The 24,984-nt window shown below is 62.6% G+C and carries 26 protein-coding genes and 1 tRNA gene; 5 read left to right on the top strand and 22 right to left on the bottom strand.

From position 1 onward, the window contains the following. Window positions 1–6: 6 nt before the first annotated feature. Window positions 7–83, bottom strand: a tRNA-Met gene (locus HOC_RS04205). 127 nt (window positions 84–210) lie between these two features. Here HOC_RS04205 and HOC_RS04200 point away from each other — a divergent pair. After that, window positions 211–978 carry a hypothetical protein gene (locus HOC_RS04200; protein WP_035536057.1) on the top strand — a complete coding sequence of 256 codons (768 nt, stop codon included), beginning with the start codon at window positions 211–213 and terminating at the stop codon, window positions 976–978. Window positions 979–981: 3 nt separating this feature from the next. On the opposite strand, the gene trxB is transcribed toward HOC_RS04200, so the two are convergent. Together trxB and HOC_RS04190 are read right to left on the bottom strand one after the other, a co-directional pair. Further along, window positions 982–1,962, bottom strand: coding sequence for a thioredoxin-disulfide reductase (gene trxB, locus HOC_RS04195; protein ID WP_035536056.1), 981 nt, complete (start codon window positions 1,960–1,962; stop codon window positions 982–984). A gap of 102 nt (window positions 1,963–2,064) precedes the next feature. Further along, window positions 2,065–3,003: a cation diffusion facilitator family transporter gene (locus tag HOC_RS04190; RefSeq protein WP_035536242.1), complete on the bottom strand. Its 939-nt coding sequence runs from the start codon at window positions 3,001–3,003 to the stop codon at window positions 2,065–2,067. 221 nt (window positions 3,004–3,224) lie between these two features. On the opposite strand from HOC_RS04190, the gene HOC_RS21025 reads away from it, so the two are divergent. Then, window positions 3,225–3,941 (top strand): VOC family protein, encoded by a 717-nt coding sequence (locus HOC_RS21025; protein WP_051624508.1) that lies wholly within the window; start codon window positions 3,225–3,227, stop codon window positions 3,939–3,941. A 124-nt stretch (window positions 3,942–4,065) separates the two neighbouring features. Here HOC_RS21025 and HOC_RS04180 read toward each other — a convergent pair whose 3' ends face one another. The 5 genes from HOC_RS04180 to HOC_RS04160 form a co-directional block, all read right to left on the bottom strand. After that, window positions 4,066–4,344, bottom strand: coding sequence for a hypervirulence associated TUDOR domain-containing protein (locus HOC_RS04180; RefSeq protein WP_241766892.1), 279 nt, complete (start codon window positions 4,342–4,344; stop codon window positions 4,066–4,068). 101 nt (window positions 4,345–4,445) lie between these two features. Next, on the bottom strand, window positions 4,446–4,730 hold the full coding sequence (locus HOC_RS04175) for a GIY-YIG nuclease family protein (RefSeq protein WP_035536055.1): 285 nt from the start codon (window positions 4,728–4,730) through the stop codon (window positions 4,446–4,448). 201 nt (window positions 4,731–4,931) lie between these two features. Then, window positions 4,932–7,358: a DNA topoisomerase (ATP-hydrolyzing) subunit B gene (gyrB, locus tag HOC_RS04170; RefSeq protein ID WP_035536053.1), complete on the bottom strand. Its 2,427-nt coding sequence runs from the start codon at window positions 7,356–7,358 to the stop codon at window positions 4,932–4,934. A 170-nt stretch (window positions 7,359–7,528) separates the two neighbouring features. Then, complete coding sequence (locus tag HOC_RS04165) at window positions 7,529–9,547, bottom strand: DEAD/DEAH box helicase (RefSeq protein ID WP_035536052.1); 2,019 nt, start codon at window positions 9,545–9,547, stop codon at window positions 7,529–7,531. Window positions 9,548–9,677: 130 nt separating this feature from the next. Next, entirely contained in the window at window positions 9,678–10,202 is a 525-nt protein-coding gene (locus HOC_RS04160; RefSeq protein WP_035536051.1) for a DsrE family protein, read from the bottom strand. 110 nt (window positions 10,203–10,312) lie between these two features. Between HOC_RS04160 and hemN the strand changes: the two genes are divergently transcribed. After that, on the top strand, window positions 10,313–11,662 hold the full coding sequence (hemN, locus tag HOC_RS04155) for an oxygen-independent coproporphyrinogen III oxidase (RefSeq protein ID WP_035536050.1): 1,350 nt from the start codon (window positions 10,313–10,315) through the stop codon (window positions 11,660–11,662). Here the strand turns inward: hemN and fghA are convergent. Then, window positions 11,659–12,498, bottom strand: a complete 840-nt coding sequence (gene fghA, locus HOC_RS04150) for an S-formylglutathione hydrolase (protein ID WP_035536234.1) — start codon at window positions 12,496–12,498, stop codon at window positions 11,659–11,661. The genes hemN and fghA overlap by 4 nt on opposite strands. Window positions 12,499–12,559: 61 nt before the next feature. Here fghA and HOC_RS04145 point away from each other — a divergent pair, with 61 nt between their 5' ends. Next, the gene (locus HOC_RS04145) at window positions 12,560–13,651 is read left to right on the top strand and encodes a glutathione S-transferase family protein (RefSeq protein ID WP_035536233.1); all 1,092 of its coding nucleotides are present in this window, start codon (window positions 12,560–12,562) and stop codon (window positions 13,649–13,651) included. Here the strand turns inward: HOC_RS04145 and HOC_RS04140 are convergent. From HOC_RS04140 to HOC_RS04110, 7 genes are read right to left on the bottom strand one after another with little or no spacing between them, the layout of a single operon-like run. Next, window positions 13,648–13,935 carry a hypothetical protein gene (locus HOC_RS04140; protein WP_035536049.1) on the bottom strand — a complete coding sequence of 96 codons (288 nt, stop codon included), beginning with the start codon at window positions 13,933–13,935 and terminating at the stop codon, window positions 13,648–13,650. The two genes, HOC_RS04145 and HOC_RS04140, sit on opposite strands and share 4 nt — an antisense overlap. Window position 13,936: 1 nt before the next feature. Further along, window positions 13,937–14,275 (bottom strand): hypothetical protein, encoded by a 339-nt coding sequence (locus tag HOC_RS21020; RefSeq protein WP_051624507.1) that lies wholly within the window; start codon window positions 14,273–14,275, stop codon window positions 13,937–13,939. After that, entirely contained in the window at window positions 14,272–14,739 is a 468-nt protein-coding gene (locus tag HOC_RS04130; RefSeq protein WP_162174801.1) for a RidA family protein, read from the bottom strand. The genes HOC_RS21020 and HOC_RS04130 overlap by 4 nt, the downstream gene beginning before the upstream one ends. 17 nt (window positions 14,740–14,756) lie before the next feature. Further along, window positions 14,757–15,224: a GFA family protein gene (locus HOC_RS04125; RefSeq protein ID WP_035536047.1), complete on the bottom strand. Its 468-nt coding sequence runs from the start codon at window positions 15,222–15,224 to the stop codon at window positions 14,757–14,759. 7 nt (window positions 15,225–15,231) lie between these two features. Next, on the bottom strand, window positions 15,232–15,609 hold the full coding sequence (locus HOC_RS04120) for a VOC family protein (protein WP_035536046.1): 378 nt from the start codon (window positions 15,607–15,609) through the stop codon (window positions 15,232–15,234). Beyond that, window positions 15,594–16,223, bottom strand: coding sequence for a hypothetical protein (locus HOC_RS04115; protein WP_035536045.1), 630 nt, complete (start codon window positions 16,221–16,223; stop codon window positions 15,594–15,596). Before HOC_RS04115 ends, HOC_RS04120 begins: the two co-directional genes overlap by 16 nt. After that, window positions 16,223–17,329 (bottom strand): S-(hydroxymethyl)glutathione dehydrogenase/class III alcohol dehydrogenase, encoded by a 1,107-nt coding sequence (locus HOC_RS04110; RefSeq protein ID WP_035536044.1) that lies wholly within the window; start codon window positions 17,327–17,329, stop codon window positions 16,223–16,225. Before HOC_RS04110 ends, HOC_RS04115 begins: the two co-directional genes overlap by 1 nt. A gap of 259 nt (window positions 17,330–17,588) precedes the next feature. Here HOC_RS04110 and HOC_RS04105 point away from each other — a divergent pair, with 259 nt between their 5' ends. Continuing rightward, window positions 17,589–18,539 (top strand): alpha/beta fold hydrolase, encoded by a 951-nt coding sequence (locus HOC_RS04105; RefSeq protein ID WP_035536043.1) that lies wholly within the window; start codon window positions 17,589–17,591, stop codon window positions 18,537–18,539. Here HOC_RS04105 and recF read toward each other — a convergent pair. From recF to HOC_RS04075, 6 genes are all read right to left on the bottom strand, one after another. Further along, window positions 18,536–19,648: a DNA replication/repair protein RecF gene (recF, locus tag HOC_RS04100; protein WP_035536042.1), complete on the bottom strand. Its 1,113-nt coding sequence runs from the start codon at window positions 19,646–19,648 to the stop codon at window positions 18,536–18,538. The genes HOC_RS04105 and recF overlap by 4 nt on opposite strands. A gap of 22 nt (window positions 19,649–19,670) precedes the next feature. Beyond that, a complete protein-coding gene (locus HOC_RS04095) occupies window positions 19,671–20,066 on the bottom strand; it encodes a putative quinol monooxygenase (RefSeq protein ID WP_241766891.1) in 396 nt (131 codons plus the stop codon). Window positions 20,067–20,070: 4 nt separating this feature from the next. Then, window positions 20,071–21,192 carry a DNA polymerase III subunit beta gene (gene dnaN, locus HOC_RS04090; protein WP_035536041.1) on the bottom strand — a complete coding sequence of 374 codons (1,122 nt, stop codon included), beginning with the start codon at window positions 21,190–21,192 and terminating at the stop codon, window positions 20,071–20,073. 200 nt (window positions 21,193–21,392) lie between these two features. Then, the gene (locus HOC_RS04085) at window positions 21,393–22,892 is read right to left on the bottom strand and encodes a DnaA ATPase domain-containing protein (RefSeq protein WP_035536040.1); all 1,500 of its coding nucleotides are present in this window, start codon (window positions 22,890–22,892) and stop codon (window positions 21,393–21,395) included. A 557-nt stretch (window positions 22,893–23,449) separates the two neighbouring features. Next, window positions 23,450–23,713, bottom strand: a complete 264-nt coding sequence (gene rpsT, locus HOC_RS04080) for a 30S ribosomal protein S20 (RefSeq protein ID WP_035536039.1) — start codon at window positions 23,711–23,713, stop codon at window positions 23,450–23,452. A gap of 115 nt (window positions 23,714–23,828) precedes the next feature. Then, the gene (locus HOC_RS04075; RefSeq protein ID WP_035536038.1) at window positions 23,829–24,896 is read right to left on the bottom strand and encodes an SPFH domain-containing protein; all 1,068 of its coding nucleotides are present in this window, start codon (window positions 24,894–24,896) and stop codon (window positions 23,829–23,831) included. Window positions 24,897–24,984 lie beyond the last annotated feature (88 nt).

The following is a 24,984-nucleotide window of genomic DNA, read 5'->3' as shown; positions in this document are numbered from 1 at the left end:
GAGGAGTGGTGGTTCGGGGGAGACTTGAACTCCCGACCTCGCGATTATGAGTCGCGCGCTCTAACCAGCTGAGCTACCGAACCGTTTCGCTGGATGCGAGGGCGCCTCTTACACGGGTGTGAGCCGCCTCGCAAGCGTGTCTCCTGCTGCTTTTGCGCGTCATTTTACATTGCGCTGGCCGAACCTCTCCGACCGCCCTAGATTGGCTATATGATACGCGTCGTGCTGTCGGTGATGTCATTCCTGATTTTTATGGTTTTCCAGCCCGCCTGGGGCCAGAGCCCGTCGGCTATGGAGGCCTATACGGCTGGCCATTACGATGCGGCAATCGCTGATGTTGCTGCAGATCACGGGGCAGATGCCTGTGCTTTCAGCGCGCGCAGCCTGCTGGCGAAAGCGATCAGTGGTGACACAGAGCCGCCCCAGACCCTGCTCCAGAGTGCCCTGAATGAGGCGAATGACGCGCTGTCCGTGCAGCCGGGTCATGTCGAAGGGCGCCTGCAGAAAGCGATTGCGCTGTCGCTGATGGCGCGTCCGATGAGCCTGAGGGAGGCGCGTGATTCCGGTTATGGTGAGGAGGCGCGGCAGCTCGCGGAGGCCGTCCTGCGGGACGACCCGCACAATGCCTATGCTCATGGTTTTCTGGCCGTCTGGAACCTGGAAGTGATGCGCCGGGGCGGCATGCTGGGCGCGATGATCATGGGCGCGAGCCTTGATGCCGCCGAGGCCCATTACGAGGCGGCGGCGGCCGCGTCACCGGGCGATGCCGCCCTGAACTGGCAGTTCGCGAGGGCGCTGGCGACGCTCAATGCCCGCAAGTATCGCAACGAGATTTCGGACGCGCTGAATGCGGCGCTGGCGGCGCCCGTGGACGATGAACTCGAGCGCGTCATGCAGGATCGGGCCCGCACGCTTGCAGACGCCATGGCCAGCCCGAAGAGCCGCGATATCGAGGCGCTTGCAGAGGGGATGCTGTAGGGCCTATTCGGCGGCGACGGTCTCGGCGTGGGCTTCCTGTTCGGAGAGGAAGCGTTCGGCTTCGAGCGCGGCCATGCAGCCCATGCCGGCAGCGGTGACGGCCTGGCGATAGGTCTCGTCGGTGACGTCGCCCGCAGCAAAGACACCGGGAATGTCGGTCGCGGTCGAATCGGGCGCGGTGATCAGGTAGCCGTTCGGCTTCATCGCGAGCTTACCGGTGAAGAGTTCCGTCGCAGGGGCGTGGCCGATGGCGATGAAGATGCCATGGACGGGCAAGTCTTCTGTCTCGCCGGTTTCAACATTCTTCAGGCGCGCCGCCGTGACGCCGAGTGGGTCGGTATCGCCCAGCACGTCTTCGAGCGTCGTGTTCCAGCGCACGTCGACCTTGGGATTCTTGAACAGGCGGTCCTGCAGGATTTTCTCGGCGCGGAAATGGTCGCGGCGGTGGATGACGGTGACCTTGGAGGCAAAGTTCGTGAGGAACAGAGCCTCTTCAACGGCGGTGTTGCCGCCGCCAACGACGAGGACTTCGCGCCCGCGATAGAAGAAGCCGTCGCATGTGGCGCAGGCGGAGACGCCGAAGCCCTTGAATTTCTGCTCGGAAGGAAGGTCGAGCCATTTGGCCTGCGCGCCGGTGGAGATGACGATGGAATCAGCGGTGTAGACTGTGCCGCTCTCGCCGATGGCGCGGAAGGGGCGCACGTCGAAATCGACGCTGGCAATGTGGTCATCAGCGACTTTGGCGCCCATGGCGAGGGCGTGTTCGTGCATTTTTTCCATCAGGGCGGGGCCCATGATCTGGCTTTCGCCGGGCCAGTTCTCGACCTCTGTCGTGATGGTGAGCTGGCCGCCCGGCTGGATGCCGGTGACGACGAGGACGTCGCGCATGGCGCGTGCGCCATAGACGGCGGCGGTCCAGCCGGCGGGGCCGGAGCCGATGATTAGGATTTCGGCGTGGCGGGTATTCGTGTCTGTATCGGCCATCGGGGCCTCCCTGAAGGGGCGTGGAAACTGTTCAGGACTGGTATGGCGACTCGCGGCCCAAAGTAAAAGGGGCGGGGTGTCTCATCTGGCCGTGTAGGAGGGCTAAAGCGGCTTGGAAACCACTTCCACCGTTGCGTGGCTGAGATCGAACGCGTGTGACAGGCGGGCCTTCACGTCGCGCCGGACGGTCTCGATACAGGCGCCTTCCTTGGCTGTCACTTCAAGCGTGATCAGGCGCTTGGTCTCGGTCAGGGCCCAGGCGTGGACGTGGGAGACGCTGCTGACGCCGGAAACCTGTTCGATGAGATCTGCACTGATATCTGCAGAAGAGAGGCCTTCCGGCGTACCCTCCAGCAGGATGTGGCCGGACTGGCGCGCGATGCGAATGCCCGCAATGAGGACGAGCCCAGCCACCAGAACGGAGAGGATCGGGTCGGCGGCCATCCAGCCGGTGGCCATGATGATGCCAGCGGCCGCGATGGCCGCGACAGAGCCGAGCATGTCGCCCGCAACATGCCAGAGCGCGCCCTGCATGTTGAGGTCTTCCTTGCTGCCGCCATGCAATATGAAGAAGGCAATGATGTTGACCACGAGCCCGCCCACGGCGACGGCCATAAGCATGCCGCCCATGACTTCGACCGGGTCCATGAGGCGGTGGATGGCTTCCCAGACGATCCAGATGGCCAGTAGAATCAACAGGATGCCGTTGGTGAAGGCGGCGAGGATCTTCATCCGCGCGAAGCCGAAGGAGCGTTGCGGGTCGGCCGGGCGCTCGGCCAGCTTGTAGCCGACCCAGGCGAGGACGAGCGAGCCGCAATCGGTGAGCATGTGGGCTGCGTCTGCCAGCAGGGCGAGCGAGCCGGAGAGGAGGCCGCCCGCCACTTCAGCGAACATGAAGGCGCCGGTGAGAACTGCAGCAATCGCTACACGACGGCGGCTGTCGGCCGAGGTCATGTCGGCGGCATGGGAATGGTCATGGCTGTGGCCATGGCCCTGATGATCCGCGTGGTCGTGATCGTGGTCGTGTGTATGACTGCTCATGGGCTTCAGGTGGCGCTCTTTGGGGCCGGGGTCAATTCGTGTGTGATAGCGTTGCAAAAGCGGGGGTTTTTCCCGCAGCCGGCATGCCCGAACGATTCCCCGTAAAAACCCCGAAAAGTGCCCGGATGCTGCCCGGATAGTGCCCGAACGTGCCCGGCCTTGCACGAAGGGCGCGCGCGTGGCCTGATGCTGTCAAAAATGAAGCCCCGGAGGAGCCGCCCATGACATTCCCGCGCTTGCGCCAGCTGGTGATTGCCAGCGAGACGACTGACACGATCGACACGCTGAAAAATGTGTTCGGGCTTGAGGCGCCTTTCCCTGATCCGGGCGTCGCAGAGTTTGGCCTGGTGAATGGCGTGTTTGCGATTGGCGACCAGTTCTTGGAAGTTGTGGTGCCGACGGTGGAGACGGCGCCGGCGGCGCGGTTCATGGCGCGCGGCGGGCCGGGCGGCTACATGGCGATTTTTGAAGTGGCGGACCTGGCCGCGACGCGCGCGCGGGTCGACAGGCTGGGCATACGCCGGGTGTGGGACATCGACCTTGAAGACATTGCGGCCAGCCATCTGCACCCGGCAGACCTTGGCGGGGCGATTGTCTCGGTCGACCAGCCGAAGCCTGCGGGCGAATGGCGTTGGGCCGGGCCGGACTGGCGCCAGCGCAGCGCAGTGGGGCGGCTGATCGGCGCGGAGCTGACGAGCCCGGACCCGATACGCCTGATGGCGCGCTGGGCGAGCGCGCTTGGCGCGGGCGGTAGCGGCCATGCGCTGAAGATGGATGACGGGGATATCGTGTTCAGCCAGGGCGACGTGGATCGGCTGGTGGCGTTTGACCTGTCGCTGGCGGACGGGGACGACGTGTTGGCGCGGGCGAAGGAGGCCGGGCTGGAGGTTGACGGGCGCAGCGTGCGCGTGGCGGGCGTGGAGATGCGGCTGGCCTGAGATTGGATTTCAAACTCTACGCATCCCCGGACTTGATCCGGGGGCTCTCGCGGCGGCGACGGGAAGCCTTCGCATGAGATCCCGGATCAGGTCCGGGATCACGGCTGAGGAGGGGGCTGACGTGTCAGGCCTCGCGCAGTTCGGAATGGCTTTTCAGCACGTCTGATCCGCTGTCATGGCGGATGAGATAGGCGGGGTTGTCGTCCGTGGCGTTGCGTTTGACGTGGGCGCCCTTAAGCGTGCGCGCGACGGGCTGCGTGAAGGTCTCGGTGATGAAGCCCTGCGCCGTGCCGCGGCCCCAGTCCCATTCGACGCGTGTGCCGGTTTCGTAAGGTGTGGTCATGGGGATGGTTACGTAAGCGAGCAGGAAATGGATCAGGAACTTGCTTCCCTCACGTCGCATCCCCGGACTTGATCCGGGGTCTCTCGCGGCGGCGACCGGAAGCCCTCGCACGAGGTCCCGGGTCAAGCCCGGGAAAGCGGATGTGGAGAGTAGGGCAGAGTTCAGATCAGCGTATCGGCGAGGTCGCGCCAGTCAGGATTGGCTTCCTCGATCAGTTCGATCTTCCAGTCGCGTTTCCAGTTTTTGATCTGGCGTTCGCGGGCGAGCGCGTTCTCACGGGACTCGAAGGTTTCGAACCAGACGAGCGCGGTGCAATTGTATTGATGGGAATAGCCCTTGAGGACGCGGTTGCGATGTTCCCAGGCGCGGCGGTTGATATCGTCCGTTTGCCCACAATAGAGTGACCCGCGCGGCTTGTTCGTCACGATATAGGTGAAGAAAGCCATGGCTGTTTTCCTCAATTCCCGTGTCCCCGGCGCATGCCGGGGCCTCATGCGAGGGCTCAAGAAAATCATGGCAGGCGGCTGTGGGTCAAGCCTGTCATTTCAACCCCTCCGCATCCCCGGCGAAAGCCGGGGGCTCATGCGGTGGCGACGGGAAGCCTTCGCCTGAGATCCCGGATCAAGTCCGGGATCACGGCTGTGAGGCTAGGCATCCACCTCGGCTTCGAGCGCAAACTCTTCGATGAACTCGCGTCTTGGCTCCACGACGTCGCCCATCAGTTTCGTGAACATTTCGTCGGCTTCGTCGGCGTGGTCGACTTTGACCTGCAGCAGGGTGCGGGCGTTGGAGTCGAGGGTGGTTTCCCAGAGCTGGTCGGCGTTCATTTCGCCGAGGCCCTTATAGCGCTGGACCTTGAGGCCCTTGCGGCCGGAGTTCAGCACGGCGTCGAGCAGGGAGGCAGGGCCGTGGACGGCGACGTCGCCGCCTTTCTCCTGACGCAGGATGGCAGGCTTCGTGTACAGATCAGCGAGACCGGCGGCGCGCTCGGCGAGGCGGATGGCATCCTGGCTGGCGAGCAGGGCGGCTGGCAGGACAGCGTCTTCATCCACGCCGCGCACTGTGCGGTGGAGGATGAGGCTGCCATCTTCGAACTTGCCTTCCCATGTGTCCTCGCCTTCCTCGGCGAGGAGGTTGAGGCGGGCCGCCGTGGCATCAGCCGTTTCAGGCGCGGCATTGGCACTCATCGCGCCGGCAAGGGCGGCGTGCTCGATGAGGTCGGCCGGGGCGCGCAGGGCGAGGCGGCGCAGGGCAGAGCGGAAGTTTGCGGCCTGACGCACGCGGTCGCGCAGGTCTTCGCTGCCGATCTGCGTGCCATCGTCGAGGATCAGCGTTTCGCCGGTTGTGCCCTCGCCGATGAGATAGGCTTCAAGTTCGGCATTGTCCTTGATGTAACGCTCGGAGCGGCCGCGCGTCACCTTGTAGAGCGGCGGCTGGGCGATGTAGAGATAGCCGCGTTCGATAATCTCCGGCATCTGACGATAGAAGAAGGTGAGCAGCAGCGTGCGGATGTGCGCGCCATCGACGTCAGCATCGGTCATGATGATGATCTTGTGGTAGCGCAGCTTCTCGATGTTGAACTCGTCGCGGCCAATGCCGGCGCCGAGCGCCATGATCAGTGTGCCGACCTGATCGGAGGAAAGCATCTTGTCGAAGCGGGCGCGTTCGACGTTCAGGATCTTGCCGCGCAGGGGCAGGATGGCCTGATTGTCACGGGACCGGCCCTGCTTGGCGGAGCCGCCAGCGGAATCACCCTCGACGATGAAGATTTCGGATTTGGCCGGGTCTTTTTCCTGGCAGTCGGCAAGCTTGCCGGGCAGGCTTGTGATGTCGAGCGCGGACTTGCGGCGCGTCAGCTCGCGCGCCTTGCGGGCAGCTTCACGGGCGGCCGCAGCCTCGACGATCTTCATCATGATCTCGTGAGCTTCCTTCGGATGCTCCTCGAACCATTCCGACAGTTTCTCGCCCATCAGGCTTTCGACCACGGGGCGCACTTCGGACGAGACGAGCTTGTCTTTCGTCTGTGAGCTGAATTTCGGGTCGGGCACCTTGACGCTGAGCACGCAGGTCAGGCCTTCGCGGGCATCGTCGCCCGAGATTTCGACCTTGGACTTTTTCGCGATGCCGGTCTCGTTGGCATATTTGTTGATGATGCGCGTCAGCGCGCCACGGAAGCCGGCAAGGTGCGTGCCGCCGTCGCGCTGGGGGATGTTGTTGGTGAAGCAGAGCACGTTCTCGTGGTAGCTGTCATTCCACTCGAGCGCAGCCTCGACCGTGATGCCATCCTTCTCGCCGGTGACGAAGATCGGGTCTGGCACGATGGGCGTTTTCTGGCGGTCCATGTGCTGGACGAAGGCTTTCACGCCGCCCTCGTATTCGAGGATGATCTCGAACGGGTCGGCTTCGCGCTCGTCGCGGAAGATGATGCGGACGCCGGAGTTCAGGAAGGCCAACTCGCGCAGGCGGTGTTCCAGCGTCTTGCGGTCATAGTCGGTCATCGTGAACGTGGAGGCGGAGACCATGAAGCGCACGGCCGTGCCGGTATAGGGCTTGCCCTTGTCGGTCATCGGTGATGGGCCGCGTGTGATGAGCGGTGCCTCGACGCGGCCACCATCCACAAATCGGACCCAGTGTTCGCTGCCTTCGCGGTGGATGGTCAGTTCCAGCCAGTCGGACAGGGCGTTGACGACCGAGACGCCGACGCCGTGCAGGCCGCCGGAGACCTTGTAGGAGTTCTGGTCGAATTTACCGCCGGCATGGAGCTGGGTCATGATGACCTCAGCGGCGGAGACGCCTTCGCCCGTGTGCTTGCCGACAGGGATGCCGCGGCCATTGTCGGTGATCTCGGCGCTGCCATCGGGCAGGAGCGTGACGGTGACGCGGTCAGCATGGCCGGCCAGGGCCTCGTCGATCGCGTTGTCGACGACTTCGTAGATCATGTGGTGCAGGCCTGAGCCATCGTCAGTGTCGCCGATGTACATGCCCGGGCGTTTGCGGACCGCTTCGAGGCCCTTCAGGACCTTGATGCTGTCTGCGCCATATTCGGGGGTTTCGCCCATGATTTCGTCGGCCATTCCAGCATCCTCGTCGATTCGTCAGATAACCCCGTAAATATAGGGGGTTTTGGCCGATAAGGGAAATGAATCGGGGGCTATTTAGCAGTGCAAAAAAGCCCCCGTTTTCCGCAATGAAAACAGGGGCTTGTGATGTGTCATTTTGGGTATTTCAGGCGCTTCGGCTACCCTCAGCCCTGAGGGGGCTTTTTCTTGAAGGTTTTTGCCGGTTTTCCGCCTTTTGCGAAGGCTGGCTTACCCTTGAAAGGGGGCTTGCCGCTGGAGGCTGCGCCGCCGGGTTTTGGCTTGCCCTTGTAGGCCTTCTTGTCGTTCGGGCCATCGTGCTGGATGTAGTCGGCCAGGGATGGATCCTTGGGGGGCTTGGCAGGGCCGCCCTCTTCCCATTTCGGCTTTTTCGACTTGTAGGCCGGCTTGGCGTCAGGGCTCCAGTTGCCTTCGCCCTTGGCCGAGGTCTTCTTGAAGGGCGGTTTGACGTGCGGTGGACGGGCCGGGCGCGCCGGGCGCTCGTCGTCGAACTCCTTGGCGGGCGGGCCGTCGAGCGGGAAGGCGCGGATGCCCTTCTCAAGCGAGGCCCCTTCACCGAGGGACGCGAAGAAGCGGTCAGCAGCTTCGCGGGTCAGCTCGACATGCGTGTTGGCCGGGTTGATGCGGATGGCGCCGATATCCTCGCGGGACAGGCCGCCAGCCTTGCAGAGCATGGGGAGCAGCCAGCGGGCTTCAGCGTTCTTCTTGCGGCCGATGTTGAGTGAGACCCAGGCGGCATTGTCAAAGCCCTTGCGCTCGGCGCGGGGGCGTTTCTCGCGGGGGCCGCTGTCATTGCGATCGGTCCAGTCAGCGCGGTCGCCGCGTTCCTTGCGGGCCGGCGGGGCGCGGTCGTCAACGTCGCGCAGGTCTTCAGGGGCCGAGCGGCCTTCGCGGCTCTTGCGCAGGAAGGCAGCGACGACCTGTTCGGCGCCGTGCGTTTCGATCAGCTTGGCGATCATCTCGGCTTCGCTCTCGTGGATCGGGCGGCTAAGGGCCGGATCGGCGAGCAGGCGCGCGTCATCAAGGGCGTTGATTTCTTCGGCCGTGGGCGGTTTGCCCCAGGTCGCATCGATCTTGGCGTCGTTCAGCAGGCGTTCGACGCGGCGGCGGCCTTTTGGCGCGACCAGAAGCGCGCTGACGCCCTTGCGGCCCGCGCGGCCTGTACGGCCCGAACGGTGGAGCAGGGTCTGCGGGTCGCGCGGCAGGTCGGCATGGATGACGAGGCCGAGGTTCTGCAGGTCGAGGCCGCGAGCGGCAACGTCGGTTGCGATACAGACGCGGGCGCGGCCATCACGCAGGGACTGGAGCGCGTTGGAGCGTTCCTTCTGGCTGAGTTCGCCGGAGAGGGCGACGACGGGGAAGCCCCGGTTGCCCATGCGGCTCATCAGCTTGTTGACCGCTGCGCGGGTCGTGCAGAAGACGAGCGCGCTTTCGCTGTCGGAATGGCGGACGATATTGACGATGGCGTTCTCTTCGTCGCCGGGGGCAACGAGCAGGGCCTTGTATTCAATATCGACGTGCTGGGATTTCTCGGCTTCGGTTGTGACGCGCACGGCATTGCGCTGGTAGCGGCCGGCGAGGGCAGCGATGCCTTTTGGCACAGTCGCAGAGAAGAGCAGCGTGCGGCGCTCGGCGGGCGTATCCTGAAGGATGTGCTCCAGCTCGTCGCGGAAGCCCATGTCGAGCATTTCATCGGCCTCATCGAGGACGACAACGCGGATGCCGGACGTATCCAGCGAGCCGCGCTTGATGTGGTCCGACAGTCGGCCGGGCGTGCCGACGACGATATGGGCGCCGCGCGCGAGGGCTTTCTTCTCGTCGCGCATGTCCATGCCGCCGACGCAGGTGGCCATGCGGGCGCCTGTGGAGGCGTAAAGCCATTGCAGTTCGCGGGCGACCTGCTGGGCGAGTTCGCGGGTTGGCGCAACGATCAGGGCGAGGGGGGCGTCGGCATTTCCGAACTTTTCGGCGCCATCGAGCAGGTCACCGGCCATTGCGAGGCCGAAGGCGACGGTCTTGCCGGAGCCTGTTTGGGCGGAAACGAGGAGGTCTTGTCCAGTCAGCTCTGTTGCAATCACAGCAGATTGCACTTGTGTGAGGCTCTCATAGCCACGTGCGGCGAGCGCCTCGGCAAGGGCCGGAGGAACGAGGGTGGTATCAGTCATTTAGCATATGTCTTTCAAGGGCGTGCGCGGGGAATCCATGCGCAGCGCACCGTTCTTGCGTGGAACGGAGCGAGGTTTTGCCGCTCATTGCACGTTTCAGGCCGCATTGCTACTGCGGCTGACATTGCCCTCAGAAGGGGTTGAGGGTGTAGCCCTGTTGCTGCAGCAGGGCATGGGACGTCATCGCGGACAGCGAAATCGTGATTCCGGGCAGGAGATCTTCCTGCGCGATGTCGCGCGCGGCCGAGGTGGTTCCGCAGAGGTCGATCGTGGCGCCTGCGGCGAGCAGTTCGGCAATCAGTTCGGCGTTGGGGTTCTCATGGCCGAGCTTTTCGGCGGTCAGAAGATCAGCCGAGGCTGCGCCGTGGACCACGATGGCGGCGGAGAGGTTCTCAGGCGCAACGCCGGAACCTGCATGCATGTTGAGGAAGCGCGCGACTTTGACCAGATCGCTGTTGATCTCGCCGTCAGGGGCGGCCTTTGACATGTCGAACGCCACTTTCATGACCGTGCCTTCCGGCAGCCGGGCGCTCTCGCGGGGCGCATATTTTCCATAGTCCGGCACCAGAGTTCCGGCGACGAAATCGTCCTCGCCGGCGTGGGCGGCAGTAGCCAGGCAAAGCGTGACAGCGAGAGTAGCGAGGGATTTGATCATGAGGGGGCTCCTTTGGCGGAACGCTAGCACCCGGTCAGGGCCGGGTCGAGCGCGGGACTAGGGGGTTTTCCGGAGTTCCGCCGAGTGCCTGATTTGATAGCTGTTCCTGCATGAAACAGAGCTGGATGACCTTCGCGCAGCGGCCGGTGCCGCGTTACACAAGCTATCCGACGGCCGCGGACTTTGCGCCAGCCGTGGGAGCGGGGGAGGCGCGGACCTGGGCGGGGGGCGTGAGACCCGGGTCTGCGATCTCCGTTTATGCGCACATCCCTTTTTGCGACAAGCTGTGCTGGTATTGCGGCTGTGCGACCACGGTGCCGAACGGCTATGACCGGATCGCGGCCTATGTTGAAACGCTGCATGCCGAGATCGATCTCTGGGCCGATGCGATGGGGCCGCATGGCGGGCTGGCGCACCTGCACTTTGGGGGCGGTTCTCCCAATTCGCTGCGGCCGGAGGACATGACCTCGCTGATCGGCCATATCGGCCAGAGGTTTGCCATGCGTGCCGATGCGGAGATTGCGATGGAGCTGGACCCGCGCGTGCTCTCCGAGGCGCAGGTCGAGGCCATGGCGGGGGCGGGCGTCAATCGCGTGAGCCTTGGCGTGCAGACGCTGAACCTTGATGTGCAGAAAGCCATCAACCGGGTGCAGCCGCGCGCGCAGGTGGAACGGGTGATTGCCCGCCTCAATGCCGCTGGCATCACCAAGCATAACATGGACCTGATGTATGGCCTGCCGGGCCAGACGGTGGCCGATGTGGAAGAGGCGGCAGCCTTTGCCGTGCTGCAGGGCACGTCGCGCATCTCGGTGTTTGGCTATGCGCATGTGCCATGGTTCGCCAAGCATCAGGCGGCGATCCGCGAAGACACGCTGCCGGATATCGAAGCGCGGTTCGAACAGGCCGAAGCGGCGACGGCCATTTTGTTGGACGCCGGCTATGTGCCGATCGGGCTGGACCATTTCGCGCGTGAGGATGACAGCCTCGCCATTGCGGCGAAGTCAGGACAGCTAAGGCGCAATTTCCAGGGCTATACCGACGATCCGTGCGACACACTTGTCGGGCTTGGCACATCGTCCATCTCGCAGTTCGCGGAGGGCTATGTGCAGAACCTGAAGGATCGCAACGCCTGGCGGGATTCTATCAAGGCCGGGCGTCTGCCGAGCGAGCGCGGCGTTGTGCTTAAGGATGATGACCGGCTGCGCGCGCGCGCCATTGAGCGGCTGATGTGTGATCTGCGCGTCGACGTGGCGGAGGTGTGCGGCGAGATGGGCGCAGCGCCGGACGCGCTGAACGATGCGCTGGAGACGGCGCGTTTCCTTGTGCCGGCGGGCTTGTGCACGGTGAAGGACGGCGTCGTGACCGTGCCGCTATCGGCGCGGGTGATGCTGCGCACTGTTGCCCAGAGCTTCGATGGACGGTTCAAGCCCGCGCCGCGCCGCCACGCGAAAGCGGTCTAGGCTTTCAGGGCCTTTGCGTGGTGGGCGATGTGATCGCTCATGAAGGTGGCGATGAAGTAGTAGTCGTGGCCGTACCCCTCATGCATTCGGTAGGTCAGCGCCTGTCCTGACGTCTCGCAGGCGTCGATGAAGATGTCGGGCTTCAGCTGGGTTTCGAGGAACTGGTCGGCCTTGCCTGTGTCAATCAGGATGTGGGCGTCTGTCTGGCGGGTCTGGACGAGTTCTGTCGCGTCATACTGTTCCCAGGCAATCGACGGCGGGCCGATATAGGCGGTGAAGGCTTTCTCTCCCCAAGGCACGCGCGACGGACTGGTGATCGGCGAGAAGGCCGAGCAGGAGCGGTAGGTGTCAGGGTATTTGAAATGGAGTGTGAGCGCGCCATGGCCGCCCATGGAGTGGCCGAATATGCCCTGGCGCTTCATGTCGGCCGGGAAGTTGGCGGCGACGAGGGCGTTCAGCTCGCGGGTGATGTATTGGTCCATGCGATAGTGCTTGTCCCACGGCGCTTCGGTGGCGGTGAGATAGAAGCCAGCGCCCTGGCCGAGATCATAGGCGTCATCATCTGGCACGTCCGGCCCACGCGGGCTGGTGTCGGGCGCGATGATCATGATGCCGTGCTCGGAGGCGGTGCGCTGGAGGCCGGATTTCTCCATGACATTGGCCCAGGTGCAGGTGAGGCCGGAAAGATACCAGAGGACCGGGACGGGGCCCTTTTTCGCCTGCGGGGGGCTGTAGACGGCAAAGCGCATCGTGGTGCCGGTGACGGCGCTCTCATGGTCATGCACAGAGAGTGTGCCGCCAAAGCTTGCCCATGAGGATACGGGGGTTAGGGTCATGAAAAAGCGCTCCTTCGGGTTGGCGCCAAGCATGGCCCGAACCGGGCAGAAGGATCAAGGCATGAGCGGTTATGTTCTCTATGGCGCGGAGGTCAGTTATTTTTCGGGCAAGGCGCGCGCCTATCTGCGCTGGCGCGGGGCAGATTTCGAAGAGCGCATCGCCACGCGCGAGGTTTACCGTGATGTGATTCTACCGAAGGTCGGCTGGCCGGTGATTCCCGTGATGGAGATGCCGGGCGGTGATGTGGTGCAGGATACGGCGGACATTATCGACGCGGTGGAGGCCGCGACGCCGGATGGGCCGCGCGCGATGCCGGATGGCCCCGTGCAGCGGGTCGTGTCGCGGCTGATGGAGCTTTATGCCGACGAGTGGCTCGTGTTGCCGGCGATGCACTACCGGTGGAACTATAATGAGGACTGGGCCTATGGCGAGTTCGGGCGCATCTCGGCGCCGGACGCGCCGCCGCCAGAGCAATACGCCATCGGCCGCAAGAATGGCGAGCGGTTCAAGGGCGCAGTGGCCATGCTGGGTGTGAGCGAGGAAAACATCCCGGGCGTCGAATCCGCTTATGAGGCCTTCCTGAAGGACATGACGGAGCACTTGCGCCACCACGCTTTCCTTCTCGGCGAGCGGCCGTCTCTGGGCGACTTTGCGCTGAACGGGCCGCTTTATGCGCACCTTCTGCGTGACCCGGAGAGTGGCCGGATCATGGAGCGGCTGGCGCCGAAGGTGGCAGACTATGTGCGCCGCGTGCAGGCGGGCGAGCAGGGCAATGGTGAGGTGTTGGCGGATGATGGCGTGCCGAAGACGCTGGAGCCGATACTCAGTCGTCAGATGAGTGAGCAGATGCCGATGCTGGTGAAGACGGCGGCGCTGTTTGGCGAATGGGCGAAGAGTGTGAAAGCCGGGGCAGATGTGCCGCGCGGGTTTGGCATGGTGGAATTCATGACCGGCGGCTTCGATGGCGACTGCGCGGCGCGGAGCTTCCCGCTCTGGCGCCTGCAGGCGGTGACAGACGAGATTGATGCGATGGATGACAGCGCGAAGATGCGTCTGGCGGCACTGATGGACCGTGTTGGCGGGGCGCCGTTGATGGAGTTTCGTCTGCCGGCGCGACTGGCGCGCAAGGATTTCCGCCTCAGGCTGGCTTAATCCTTGACTGGAAATGACGCGGAGAAGCCCCCTTCGATATAGCCTTCATGGGCTCTGTCGTGAGGGGTGTCGGGTTCTGCGAAATGCGCCAAGGCCGGGAACCGCTTCGCGATGGTCTGGCGCAAAGTGGCTGATAGCGGGTCGCGCATATGGGCAACAAGGGCGAGGGTCCAGGGGGCAAGTACGCTGACCCTGTTACCCTCCGCAATTGCTGCCTCGATGATCCAACGGATCGAAGCTGACTCAATCGGCTCCAGCGATAGCGGGTCATCGCGGTCGAACATGCTATTGCAAAATTGTGTCCGCGACATAGGGCGTGAACTTCAGGTCGTAGCCGTAGGGTTTTTCCTTGGGCGGAGCATCAGGCTCGGTGGCGTAGATATCGATCTTGCCGGCCATCTTGAAGCCGAGATGATTGCTGATTGCGATCATCATTTCGGCGGCTTCTTCGGTGTCCTTGGCCCAGGCCTTCATCGAGAGGACGCATGGGCCGATCTCTGTCTTGAAGTCGGCATTGGCTTCGACGACAGCGCCATCGGCGACCATGGCGAAGTGCTCATAGCGGGTGTCTGTCTGTCCGTAACGGAGCTTTAGTTTCCAGTCCTTGGGGGCTTCGTCGCTCATGACTTCACGGCAATGCAGTCGATCTCAAGGTTGGCGCCCATGGCGAGCGCCGTAACAGCGACAGTTGCGCGGGCGGGCTTGGGATCAGGCAAGGCGGCCTTGTAGGCCTCATTCATCTCGCCGAAATTGTCGATATTGTTGAGGTAGACGGTGCATTTCACGATATTGGAGAGATCGGCACCCTGGCTGGCGAGCGTGCGTTCCATGTTCAGGAAGATCTGCGTCGTTTCCGGGCCGGTGCCGCCCGTGACAAGCTTGCCTGTGGCAGGGTCCGTACCGAGTTCGCCGGAAATGTAGATCGTGTCGCCTGCCGTAACCGACTTGGAGAAAGGCAGCTGCGTGCCACCCATGGCCTGGCTGCCGAAATGGCTGACAGTGGGTTTCGCCCCAAATTCATTGGCTTCGACTGCAACGCAGCCCGTGAGGGCGGCAAGCGCCGCGGCCATCAATGCCCATTTCATCATGTTCGTCTCTCTTTCCATCAGCTGTTGTCCGGTCTGGCGCCGTGATCTGCAAAGGCCTGCATGATCTTCGGGAAGTCAGAAATTTCGGGGAATTCCTCATATGAGAACTCTGCCCCGGTTTGCGCGAAAGGCAAACGGGTGGCCGTGCCGGTTTCCATGATCGGGGCGGCCCAGGCGGCATTATCGAGCATGGTCGACCGGAGATTGACCATGTCCATACCGGCCGGACGCGTGAACAGCCAGGACATACAGTCCGGGCAGTAGAAGTGGCGATGCTCGCCCTTCAGGGCGCCGATCACGGGCTCGCCGCTGGTTACTTCGAACCCTGCGTCCGGCAGGAACATCGAGAGCGAATAGGGGCCGCTCGTCAGTTTCTGGCAGCCGCGGCAATGGCACGCCATGGTGACCATGGGCGGCGCGGAGATTTTCATCTCAACGCCGCCGCACAGGCAGCTGGCCTTCCAGGGGAGGTTCCAGTCCGTCATCGTTTGCCTATCCGCGATGCAGGGCGCAGAGCTTGTTGCCGTCGGGGTCGCGCAGGTAGGCGAGGTAGAGGCGCTGGCCGCCACCTTCACGCCAGCCGGGCGCATCCTCAATGGGCGTGCCGCCAGCAGCGGCGCCGGCCTTGTGCCATGTGTCCGCTTCTTCCGGGGAAGACATCGCGAAGCCGATCGTGCCGCCATTGGCGTGCGTGGCAGGCTGGCCATCGATGGGCGGCGTGACGAGGAAGACGCTGCCATTGTGCAGGTAGACGAGACGGCCCTTGGGATCAGTGATCGCAGGCTTGCCGCCAACCGATGTGAACAGGGCGTCGTAGAAGGTTTTCGATTTTTCGAGGTCGTTGGTGCCGACCGTCATGTGGCTGTACATTTTGAGTTTCCTTCATTCAACTTTTCTATCATTCGAAGACAAGTTTCTTCCGCATCATGTCTGCTTTGGACTTCCATTCGATGGCTGTATGTACCGGGTGTACGTAACGTTAGTAATGCAAATTCAAAAGCGGATCGGAATATTTCCGACATTCCATCTAATTCCAGGCTCCACGACGACGGAAGAAAATGAATGACCATATCTCTATACTCATTCAGCCGTTCCAAATTCCACTTGACCTCATCATCTAGATCAAATGCTTCCACAGCCATGAGGTCATTCTTATCCTGAACGCGCTTTAGTAGCGATGCAGGACTAGCGAGGTACGGTTCGGGCAAAGAATCAAACTGCCCAGAGTTTAGCAATTCAATTGTTTTCTCTCGAACGGTCATACCGCCTTTGAGCTTTTGATCGCTGAGGCAAGCAGATTGTGTTGTATCTCGCTCATCAAGGGCGACAACACACGACATTTGAACGAGATTGTGCGCGGCGATTATAGCCCAAGGAATACTTCGAACGTCCTGTTCCGTCTCAAGAACTTGCGTTTGGGAAAATCGCAAACTGTCTAGAAACAGAGCGTATTGATCAGTCCGATAGTAATCCTCGACACACATCAATAAACCACCACGCTCCTGATGCTCTCGCCCGAATGCATAAGGTCGAAAGCGTCGTTGATTTTCTCGAGGCCCATGACGTGCGTGATCATCGGGTCGATCTGGATCTTGCCGTTCATGTACCAGTCGACGATCTTCGGCACATCTGTGCGGCCCTTGGCGCCGCCGAAGGCCGTGCCGCGCCAGTTGCGGCCGGTGACGAGCTGGAAGGGGCGCGTCGAGATTTCCTTGCCGGCCTCGGCCACGCCGATGATGATCGATGTGCCCCAGCCGCGATGGCAGCATTCGAGCGCCTGGCGCATGACGGTCGTGTTGCCGGTACAGTCGAAGGAATAGTCGGCGCCGCCATCGGTCAGCTCGACGATGTGGGCGACCACGTCCTTGGTGTTCTTTGGATTGACGAAATGCGTCATGCCGAATTTCTCGCCCCATTCCTTCTTGGAGTCGTTGATATCGACGCCGATGATCTTGTCGGCGCCAGCCATGCGGGCGCCCTGCAGCACGTTGAGGCCGATGCCGCCGAGGCCGAACACGACGACATTGTCGCCGACCTGGACCTTGGCCGTGTTGGTGACGGCGCCAACGCCGGTGGTGACGCCGCAGCCGACATAGCAGGCCTTGTCGAAAGGCGCGTCTGTACGGATTTTCGCGACAGCGATCTCGGGCAGGACGGTGAAGTTCGAGAAGGTGGAGCAGCCCATGTAATGGTAGATGGTCTGGCCCTTGTAGGAAAAGCGGCTGGTGCCGTCCGGCATCAGGCCCTTGCCCTGTGTTGCGCGGATGGCGGTGCAGAGGTTTGTCTTGCCGGAGAGGCAGCTTTTGCACTGGCGGCATTCCGGCGTGTAAAGCGGGATAACGTGGTCGCCGGGCTTCACACTGGTGACGCCTGCGCCAACCTCGCGCACGATGCCTGCGCCTTCATGGCCGAGTACGCTGGGGAAGAGGCCTTCAGAGTCGAGGCCGTCGAGCGTGTAGGCGTCTGTGTGGCAGATGCCGGTGGCCATGATTTCGACGAGGACTTCGCCCGCCTTCGGGCCTTCCAGGTCCAGCTCGACGATTTCGAGCGGTTTCTTGGCTTCAAAGGCAACGGCGGCGCGGGTTTTCATGGGGCAGTCTCCGGATATTGTGTTGCCCTTACGTAGACCGGCTAGGCCCGATGATCCACACCTTGCGGGCGGTTGAATGCGTTTCGGGGCCCAAATTTATCGTTTGCCTGATGGCGTGTGACGTGAATCCGGCATTACCGCCTGCCGGGATCGCTCCCCCCGTATTAGAGACTTGCAAAAATGGGGAATTTGGCTCGATAAACATCTCTGATGGAAGAAAGCTGACGGGCCTGTGGCCAGAATAAATTGGGGTGGGCGTATGACAAAGATATTGCTGTGGGCGGTCGGGCTCGTTGTCGCCGTTCTGGCAGGCACCTATTGGTGGGCTGGCAAGGACCTGAAGGCGATGGATGCGGCTGCGCGCGCCGAGGCGCCGGGCGAGTTCCTGCAGGTGACAGACGGCCAGCTGCATTATCAGGCGCGCGGGCCCGACGACGGCAATGTGATCGTGATGGTGCATGGCTTTTCGACACCGGCCTTCATTTTCGAGCAGAATGCCACCGCACTGGTCGAGGCGGGGTTCCGCGTCGTCCAGTACGATCATTTCGGGCGCGGCTGGTCTGACCGGCCCGACGGGCCTTATGACGAAGACTTCTACGACCGGGAACTGATGGACGTGCTCGATGGCCTTGGGCTGGTCGAGCCTGTTGGCCTGGTCGGCCTGTCCATGGGCGGGCCGATCGTGATGGCCTTTGCCGGGCGCCACCCGGAGCGCGTATCGCGCGTCTTTCTGTTCGTGCCCGCCGGGCTGGATGTTGAGGGCGATAGCGGCGTGGCGGCGGCGCTGGTCAAGTTGCCGGTCGTCGGCGACTGGATCTGGCACGTGTTCGGTCGCGGCATCCTGCTGGGCGATCCGCAATATGACGAGAGCGCGCTGGGACCGGACAACCGCCTGCAGGGCGATGTCACGCGCCAGATGGGTTATCGCGGCTATGGCAAGGCGCTGCTGTCGACGCTGCGCAACTTTCCTATGTCGAACCGGGAAATCCTGTTCAGCGCTGTTGCGGAGAAAACCGAAACGCCCGTGATGGCCGTGTTCGGAGGTGAGGACCAAACCGTCGCCATAGCGAGTGCGGCAGAGCTGGTTGCGCTGATCCCCCGTGCGCAGGTCCGGATCATTGAAGGTGGCACGCACGGGCTGAACTATCAGCGCCACGATGAGGTCAATCCGATGCTGGTGGAATGGTTCTCGCCGGCAGTGGCTGACTAGTCCTCGACGCGGGCGGCGCCATCTTCCACGCGGACACGCTGGGCCCTGTCGCCGAAAGCCTCAAACAGGAAACGTTCTGTGCCGGTGAGCCAGGCCTGACCGCCGAGGGCGCCGAGTTCCTCGTAGAGCGCGGCGCGGCGATCGGGGTCGAGGTGGGCTGCGGCTTCATCGAGCAGAAGGAGCGGCGCGGGGCCATCGCCATCCGCGCGCAGGGCGCCCGCAGAGGCGAGGATCAGGCCGATGAGCAGCGCCTTCTGCTGGCCGGTTGATGCGTCGCGGGCGGGCGCGCCTGTGGGGCGGTGAATGACCACGAGGTCTGAGCGGTGCGGGCCGTCGATTGTGCGGCCGGCGGCAATGTCGCGGCGACGCGTCGTACGGAAGGTTTCGGCGAGGGTTTCGAAGATGGATTTGAAGTCGTCGCCCTGAAGAGCCGCCTGTTCGGCGTCGCCTTCGAGCGTGAGGTCCGCTTTGGGAAAATGGCCGTCCGGGCGTAGTTCGATGGCGACCTGTAGTGCTTCCAGCACATGGGCCCGGTTGATGGCCATCTCGGCGCCGGCTTCAGCCATGCGGGCCTCGATGGCATCGGCCCAGGCCGGGTCGACATGGCCGCGTTCGAGCAGCGCGTTGCGCTCGCGCATGGCCTGTTCATAGCGGCTGGCGGCGCGGCCATGGGTGGGAATATGGGCCATGACCTGACGGTCGAGGAAACGGCGCCGGTCGGACGCGCCCCCGCGGAACACGCCGTCCATGGAGGGCGTGAGCCAGACGATGCGGATAAGGTCAGCCAGGTCTGATGCGGTCGCGGAGGCGCCATCGATGCGCACGTTACGCTTGGCGCCCGAGCCGGTTTCGAGCGCCACGCCGATCTTCTGGTCATTGTCGAGCGTGGCGGCGACGGTCCAGCTGCCCGGGGCATCCTTGCGCATCATTTCCGGAAGCGTCGCGGAGCGTAGGCCGCGCCCCGGGCCGAGCTGGCTGACGGCTTCGAGCAGGTTCGTCTTGCCCGCGCCATTGGCACCAAACAGGCAGACATGGCGTCCGTCGAGCGGCAGTGACAGAGACGCGTAATTGCGGAAGTCAGTCAGGGAGAGGCGAGTTAGCGCGGTCATGGCTTTCCGGCAGGCCGCAGGCTCATGCCGTGGTCAGGCCATGGCCGCCAATCGGTGCCGTTTGGGCAATCTGCTCCATGCCCGCAATCAGCGGGCGGCCTTCCTGTATGGCAGCCTGGACTGAGGGCAGCGTGAGGCTGTTCTTGTGGCTGTCGGCATTGTCCCAGACTTCGGTGATCCAGAGCGCGTTGGCGTCAGCGGGATCGTTCGCAACGATGTAGCTGAGGCAGCCCGGCATATCGCGCAGGCCCTTCAGCAGGATGGCCGACAAACGGTCCCTGTCGCCATCCGTAGAGGTGAACTTGCCGATCAGACCATACATCGTTTTGCTCCGTATCTCTGTTGAGGCGCAGGCCCCGAGGCTGGCGACCGCTGCAGCGCCGAGCATGAACTGGCGGCGATGCAGGGCAATGATCAAGGCTCTAGACGCGAAGTGGCATCAGCACGTAGCGCGCGGAATCGTCTGACGGATCAAGCACGAGCGCAGGCGATGCCGGGTCGTTGAACATGAACTCGGCCGTGTCGGCCTCGATCTGGCCGGCAATGTCGAGCAGATATTTCGCGTTGAACCCGATCTCCATGGCGTCGGAGCTGTACTCGGCTTCGATTTCCTCGGTACCGGCGCCGGTTTCGGCATGGTTGACCGCGAGGGTCAGCTTGCCTTCAGACAGGGACAGCTTCACCGAGCGCGAGCGCTCTGCCGAGACGGTCGAGACACGGTCGACGGCGGCTTCGAAGGACTTGTTGTCGACGACGAGCTTCTTGTCATTACCCTTTGGAATGACGCGGGCATAATCCGGGAAGGAGCCGTCGATCAGTTTCGACGTCAGCACGGCGCGGCCTGCGCGCACGACGATCTTGGTGTCGGACACTTCGATGTCGATATCGCCATCGGTGGCGTCGATCAGGCGGCGCGCTTCAGCCACGGCTTTGCGGGGCACGATAACGCCTTCGAGCGTTTCAGCGCCCTTGGGGGCCGGGATCTCGGCCAGGGCGAGGCGGTGGCCATCGGTGGCGACCGTACGTAGCACAGCGTCACCATCGTCATTCTTGGCGCCGTGCAGGTAGACGCCGTTCAGATAGTAGCGGGTCTCCTCGGTGGAGATCGCAAAACGCGTCTTGTCGATCAGGCGGGCAAAATCCTTTGCGTCGACGGAAAAGGCCGTCGCGCCGTCATCGCCGCTCATGGTCTGGAAGTCGGAGGCGGGCAGGGTTGGCAGCTCGAAGTGCGAGCGGCCTGCGCGGATCGTGAGGCGCTGGTTGTCGGCTTGCGTTTCGAGCTCGACCTCGGCGCCAGCGGGCAGCTTGCGGATCACGTCGAACAGTGTGCCGGCGGGGGCAGTAACAGCGCCTTCGTGGGAGACCTTGGCATCAGCGCTGTCGACGGCCTCGATATCGAGATCGGTCGCGGTGAGCTTCAGTTCGCCCTTGGCGGCCTGAAGCAGCACGTTGGAGAGGATCGGAATGGTGTTGCGGCGTTCGACAACGTTCTGCACATGCGAAAGGGCATTGAGGAGATCGCTGCGTTCAATCGTTAGCTTCATCTGTTGGTCCGTCCATCACGGGCGCCGGATCGCGCCTGTCTGCCTTGCTTGTTTCAATAGGGCTGGTTCGTTCCAGTCGGGCAGGTAGCCCGTGGTAGAATCAGCCCGCCCTCCGGTGGAGAGCGGGCTAAGAACACTTAAACAATCGGGCGGAAAAGCCAAGCGCCGATGCAGAATTGCGCGAGGGCAACCTGGGGGAGCTAGTTTACGCCTGCCGCCTGGAGTTCGAAAATGGTCTCGGAGACGCGGGCAATGTCGCCCGCGAGTTCGGGATCAGATGCAATATTCTTGGACACTTTGCGGTGGGCGTAGAGGATCGTCGTGTGATCCCGCTTGCCGAAGCTGTGACCGATCTGGGGCAGGGACTTGCCGGTTTTCTCGCGGCAAAGATACATCGCGACCTGACGGGGATAGACAACCGCGCGGGCCTTGCAGGGGCTTTCCAGGTCGCTCTTCGAAATTCCGAAGACTTTCATCGTGGCACGTTTCACCAATTCGATTGTCGGCACTTTCACTTCTCCCTGATGGCGGCGGATGACGCGGTCGAGCATTTCCATGGTCGGCGCACGCTCACCGAAGCCGGCTTCGGTGTAGAGGCTCCAGATGGCGCCGGTGAGTTCACGGCCCGGGCCACGGATGCCTGCATTGATACGAGCGATCATCTCGTCCGTCAGGACGAAGCTCGGGTGACCGGCTTCGATATGTGCTGCGAGGCGCACGAGGATCTCGCGGCGCATGCCGGCATCAGGCAGGCCGACCTCGACAGCGATCGAGCCCTTGAGTTCAGCCCGCATGCGCGGACCAAAGCCGGTGACGTCACCGGGGGCTTCGTCGCCTGCCAAAACCACGAGGCCGCCATTGCCGGTGACTTCACGGATGTTCTGGTAAAGCTCGGTTTCCGTGCCGGGCTTGCCGGCGATGCGGTGCAGGTCGTCGATCAAGAGGAGGGTGGCGGAGCGCAGGCGCTTCTTCAGGGCGCTCGTGTCTTTCACCTTCACGCCATCATGATAGGCCGACATGAATTCCTCGGCCGTCAGGTAGACGACGACGCGCTCAGGATCATGGGCTTCGACCTCGTTCTTGAGGGCATAGAGGATGTGCGTCTTGCCGGTGCCCTGACGCCCATAGATGAGCGCCGTCGACGTGCCGACTGTCTGGCCCAGCGCGATGCGCTGTGCGAGCTGTACGGCGATCTCGTTGGACTCGCCGGTGACAAGTGTGCCGAACGTCATGTCTGGCGCGCCCGTGGCCGTCGGTGCAACCGTCGTCTTGCTGCCATCACTGCCATTGCCGCCGGATGCAGCAGCCGCTGTGGGCTGTGGCGCAGGTTCAGGTGCAACGTCGGCCCAGGGGTCAGATACCAGTTCGCGCACTTCTGCGCGGGCATTGCGCCAGCATTCCAGACGGATGCCACGGCGTGCCGGATCAAAGTCGCGCCAGGTGCGCTGGATAAGACGCTTGTGTTCAGCCAGCACGCGATCATAGGCAAGCGGATCGCGCGCCGCGATCACCATCTCGCCGTCAACCTCTGCGATCAGCCGCAGGTCTTCGATCCAGCGATCGTAGTCGGTTGCGTTCAAGACGGTCGCGAGCTTCGCCCGTACCTGCTTCCAGATCGACTGGCCGGGGATATTGCTGCCTTTTTCCGCGCCCGAAAACTCTACGCTATGCTCAGAATCAAAAAGTGTATTTCGGTCCATCGCCGAGCCCCATTTTCTTGTTATGTTTCGTCCTGACCAGCAGGCACGCAACTCTCCCTCCAGATTAAATCTGGGCCCCGTAAATACTCCGTGCAGGGAGAGTTTTTTGCTGGTATCCACAAGGTAACTTCCAGCGGTTTTACTGACAAGTGTTACTTTTCTGCGATCACGGGAAATGGCCAGTTGACTCTTTCGGCATGTAATCAAAAGGCCATCAAAATCAGCCGCTTACCCCTGTGCATTTTTTTGTGAGTGAGTCGTTCGGCGCAATTGTTCGCGAATGTTCTGTCAACACCACCTACACGATATTGGCTGTGAAATTCGGGGCTTTTCTGAAGTAAATTTTTGCACAAGTTGCAAAGGCGTCAAACACGCAGAGCTGATGCCGTCGGCCGCCTGAAAATGCAGGAGTGGCTCCCGGAAAAGCATGCATCAAGCAGATCATAACCGATCATTCATGGCGAGCTGATTATTCTGAATTCGAGGCAATAAAAAACCCGCCAAGCGCGAACCGGGCGGGTTTCAAATTCTTGTACCGGACATTTGTCCGGAAGGCCTTAGGCCATCGCGCTGACGCGGGCCGAGAGGCGCGAGACTTTACGCGAAGATGTATTCTTGTGCATCACGCCCTTGGTGACGGCGCGCATCAGCTCGGGTTGTGCAACGCGCAGGGCATCCTGTGCAGCTGTCTTGTCGCCTGCAGCGATGGCTTCCTCGACCTTGCGAACATAGGTGCGCACACGCGAGCGGCGCGCCTTGTTGACTTCGGTACGAGCCGCAATCTTGCGGACCATCTTCTTGGCGGAACGGGTATTTGCCATATCTAACTCCTGAAGCCGGGGGGAAACCTCCCTCAAGCTGAAGGCGGGGGCATACATAAACGGTGCGAAGGCGTCAACTGGGATGCTGACAGAAAACTGAGCGGACGGCCCGCTTCTATTCAGTTTCCGGCTGCTCGTCGGCCACCTCGCTGGCGGCGCTGAGGCGATCCTGTAGCACAGGGTTGCCTTCCAAGCCCAGTTCCCGGGCTGAAAACACCACGAGGCCCCCGGATTTACTGAGCATCGAGACAATGTTTTGCCGCGTCTGCATTTCCATGAGGCTAAGCAGGGTTGCGATCTGCTCAGGACTGCGGTCGCGGAACTGGTCGAGCAATTTATCGAGGTCAGTGCCAAGGAATTGCATGGCGCCGGGTGTTTCACTGGTGTGGGCGGGGCTTTCGCCCCGAGAGGCGGCGAGGGCGACGCGCTGGGGAGAGTCGGGGGCGGTATCAGCACCGTCTGCGGACGTGACGGGCATGGCGGCGGTCGCCCCCATATCAGGCGCGATGACGACTTCACTGGGGAGCGCTGCGCCATCACGGTAGGAGAAACGGGCTTCAAACACCGTAATGCCCAGCGGAACGCCCAAAGCGTCGGTGCCTGTTTCGATGCCGGCCAGTTCTTCCGTGACCTCGCTTTCAATCTTGTGATGGCTTTCGCGCAGCTGCTCATCCTTGCGTCGGCCGATGGCGCCGGAAAAGGCGGACCGGATGCGCCGTTCGAACTGGTCGCCGAAGTCGCCAAGCCGGGCGAGATCTGTCACGCGGGCGGGGGCGACGCCGAAGCTGACGGAGGGGGTGACGGTCACAGTGTGCCCGTCATTGGTGATGGCGGTGAAAGGGAAGGGCGTGGTTGTGTGGATGCGAAGGGAAATGGCGCCGCTATCAGTGACCAGCCGGTCGTGTGAGAGCGCGTTGAACCGTGGGTCGTAAACCGGGAAGCGCAATTGCTTGCGGTTCTGGAACTGCACGATGCGCGGATCTTCAGGCTTGATCTTCATGTCGGCCGTCAGGGCCTGGATGCGCCCGTCAGTGTTTCGGATTAGATAGGTTTCGTCATCGCCGGGAACCAGGCTCGGTACACGCGTCCTGTAGAGGAAGGCGGCCACGACACTGCCGACGACAAGCAGGGCCACCAGTACACTGATGATCAGTCCCGTTGATACTGCATCCACATCAGCCATAGGTTTGTCCCCCGCTGTAGAGCCGCCCCGTCCCCTGGGCACCCACACGGTAACACAATCCTGTCCGAATAGAGAATAGTTGGGCTCA

This window comes from Hyphomonas oceanitis SCH89 (genome assembly GCF_000685295.1).
Taxonomy (GTDB): domain Bacteria; phylum Pseudomonadota; class Alphaproteobacteria; order Caulobacterales; family Hyphomonadaceae; genus Hyphomonas; species Hyphomonas oceanitis.
Note: the sequence above shows the minus strand (reverse complement) of the source record. Positions and strands in the feature narration are given on the sequence as shown.